2 protein-coding genes and 1 pseudogene are annotated in these 3,062 nt (G+C 73.0%); 2 read left to right on the top strand and 1 reads right to left on the bottom strand.

What is annotated here, in order from left to right:
• Positions 1–1,459: pseudogene (locus ABWK99_RS15285) on the bottom strand (aminopeptidase P family protein); the annotation flags it as partial.
• 154 nt (positions 1,460–1,613) lie between these two features.
• Here ABWK99_RS15285 and ABWK99_RS15280 point away from each other — a divergent pair.
• Together ABWK99_RS15280 and ABWK99_RS15275 are read left to right on the top strand one after the other, a co-directional pair.
• Complete coding sequence (locus ABWK99_RS15280) at positions 1,614–2,453, top strand: PHP domain-containing protein (RefSeq protein ID WP_372595546.1); 840 nt, start codon at positions 1,614–1,616, stop codon at positions 2,451–2,453.
• A gap of 17 nt (positions 2,454–2,470) precedes the next feature.
• Positions 2,471–3,062: MarC family protein (locus ABWK99_RS15275; protein ID WP_372595547.1), on the top strand; the 592-nt coding region annotated here is incomplete at its 3' end.

Here is a 3,062-nt window from a genome sequence, read left to right as displayed (position 1 = left end):
CCTGCAGCCGCGCCATCCACGCCTCGACGTCCTCGGGACGGCGGGGCAGCGCCGCGGAGAGGTTCTCGTTGCCGTCGGCGGTGATCAGGACGTCGTCCTCGATCCGCACGCCGATCCCGCGGTACTCCTCGGGCACGGCGAGGTCGTCCGACTTGAAGTACAGGCCGGGCTCGATCGTGAAGACCATCCCCGGCTCGAGCACGCCGTCCAGGTACATCTCGCGCCTGGCCTGGGCGCAGTCGTGCACGTCGAGCCCCAGGTGGTGGCTCGTGCCGTGCACCATCCAGCGGCGGTGGAACTGGCCCTCGGGGTCGAGGGACTCGGCGGCCGTGCAGGGCAGCAGCCCCCACTCCTCGAGCCGCGCGGCGATGACCTCCATCGCTGCGTTGTGCAGGTCGCGGAAGGTGGTGCCCGGCTTGGCGACGGCGAACGCGGCGTCGGCCGCGTCGAGGACGGCGAGGTAGATCCGCCGCTGGACCTCCGTGAACGTGCCGTCGATCGGCAGCGATCGCGTCACGTCGGCGGTGTAGAGCGAGTCGGCCTCGACCCCGGCGTCGAGCAGCAGGACGTCGCCCTCGTGCACCTCGCCGTCGTTGCGGATCCAGTGCAGCGTCGTGGCGTGCTCCCCGGAGGCGGCGATCGTCTCGTAGCCGACGGCGTTGCCCTCCTCGCGGGCGTTGCCGTCGAAGACCGCCTCGATGACCCGCTCCCCGCGGCGGTGGGCCACTGCGCGCGGGAGTTCGCGGATGACGCGCTCGAAGCCGGCGGCGGTCGCGGCGATCGCGATCCGCATCTGCTCGACCTCCCAGGCGTCCTTGACCAGGCGCAGCTCGGAGACGGCCTCGGCGAGCGTCTCGTCCGCCGCGAGGATCTCCGCCTCGGTGAGGTCCGACTCCGCGCGGGCGAGCTCGACCTGCGTCGTCACGGTGTCGTCGGCCTCGGGCACCACCCTGACCTGCACGCCGTCCACGCCGACGTCCTTCGCGAGGGCGTCCGGCAGCTGGTCGAGCGGCAGGACGCGCAGGCCGGTGAGCTCGGCGAGGTCCTCCAGGCTCGGGCGCGCCCCGACCCAGAACTCCCCGTAGCGGGAGTCGGCGAAGAACTCCTCGCTGTCCCGCCCTGCCATCGGACGGCAGTAGAGCACGGCCTCGTGCCCGCCCTCGACCGGGTGCAGCACGAGCACGGCGTCGGGCTCCTGGTCGGTGCCCAGGCCGGTGAGGTGCGCGAAGGCGGAGTGCGGCCGGAACCGGTAGTCGGTGTCGTTGGAGCGGGTGCGCAGCGGGCCGGCGGGGACCACCAGGCGATCGCCGGGGAACTGCGCGCTGAGCCGCTCACGACGGGCGGCGGCGAACGGGGCGACGTCGGCGCGGGCCGGCCGCGGAGCGTGCGCGCCACCCCACCGGTCGGAGATGAACCTGCGGAACGCCGCCGAGGTGGGGCGCTGCGATCGGTTGCTGCCTCACGCCGCCAGGCTCTGCGGGGCGGGGGCGGAGGTCTGCTGCGGGGTCTGCTCGGACATGCCCCCATCGTGGCACTGTCGGCGGGATGCTCCGTGACGCGATGCGGCAGAGGTCTCGTCCGGAGGCGGGCGCGCGAGCCCTACCCTTGAGCCCGTGCGTATCGACCTCCACACCCACTCGGTGGCCTCGGACGGCACCGAGCAGCCGGATGAGGTCATCGCCTCGGCCGTGCGCGCCGGGCTGGACGTCGTCGCCCTCACCGACCACGACTCCACCCGCGGCTGGGACGAGGCGGAGCGGGCAGCCCGTGAGCTCGGCATCGGCCTGGTGCGCGGGGTGGAGCTGTCCTGCCGGCTGCACGGGCGCAGCGTGCACCTGCTCGGCTACCTGCTCGACCCGCAGAGCCCCGCCCTGCTCGCCGAGGCGGAGACGGTGCGCGAGGCGCGCGTCGAACGAGCCCGCCGCATCGTCGACCGGCTGTCGAAGGACCTGCCGCTGACCTGGGGTGACGTCCTGCAGCAGACCGGCGACGAGGCCACCGTCGGGCGCCCGCACATCGCTGACGCCCTCGTGGCACGCGGGCACGTGCCGGACCGCACGGCAGCCTTCGACCGCCTCCTCGCGACGGGGTCGCCGTACTGGGTGCCGCACTACGCACCCGACGCGGCCCACGCGATCGGGATGGTCCTCGAGGCCGGTGGGGTGCCCGTGCTGGCACATCCCGGCGCGGCCAGGCGTGACCGGCCCGTCAGCGACGCGGAGATCGCGGGCCTGGTCGACGCCGGACTGGCCGGGCTCGAGGTCGACCACCGCGACAACGACGAGGCCCAACGCGCCCGGCTGCGCGCCGCGGCACGACGACACGACCTGCTCGAGACCGGCTCGAGCGACTACCACGGCACGGGCAAGCCCAACCGCCTGGGGGAGAACCTCACCACCGCAGAGGTACTCGCCGAGATCACTCAGCGCGGTCGACTCGAGGTGCTGCGGTGAACGTCGTCAACTGGCGGATGCTGGCCGAGGTGTTCATCACCCTGTTCATCATCATGGACCCGCCCGGGACGGTGCCGATCTTCCTCGGGCTCACCGGGGCGATGACGCGGGCCCAGCGGCACCGCGCCGCGCGACAGGCCGTGCTGGTGGCGTTCGGGGTGATCGTCTCCTTCGCGGTGTTCGGCCAGCAGCTGCTCGCGTACATGCACATCTCGCTCGCGGCCCTCCAGGCGTCGGGTGGACTGCTGCTCCTGCTCGTCGCCATGGAGCTGCTGACGGGCAACGCGGACGCCCCGCAGCCCTCGGCCAACGAGAGCGTCAACGTCGCCCTCGTCCCCCTCGGCACCCCCCTGCTCGCGGGTCCCGGCGCGATCGTCGCGACGATGGTCTTCGTCCAGCAGTCCGACGCCATGGAGGACTGGCTCGCGATCGCCCTCGGGGTGGTCGGCGTGCACATCTGCCTGTGGCTCGCGATGCGTTTCGCCGGACTCGTGCACCGCGTGCTGAAGGACTCCGGCACGACTCTCGTGACCCGGATCGCCGGACTCCTGCTCGCGGCCATCGCCGTCCAGCTCGTCGCGGACGCGGTCATCGCCTTCGTCGCCACGG

Source organism: Actinotalea sp. (genome assembly GCF_041597215.1).
Taxonomy (GTDB): Bacteria; Actinomycetota; Actinomycetes; order Actinomycetales; family Cellulomonadaceae; genus Actinotalea.
The sequence above is the reverse complement of the archived record's forward strand: the minus strand, read 5'-3'. Positions and strand labels throughout refer to the sequence as shown.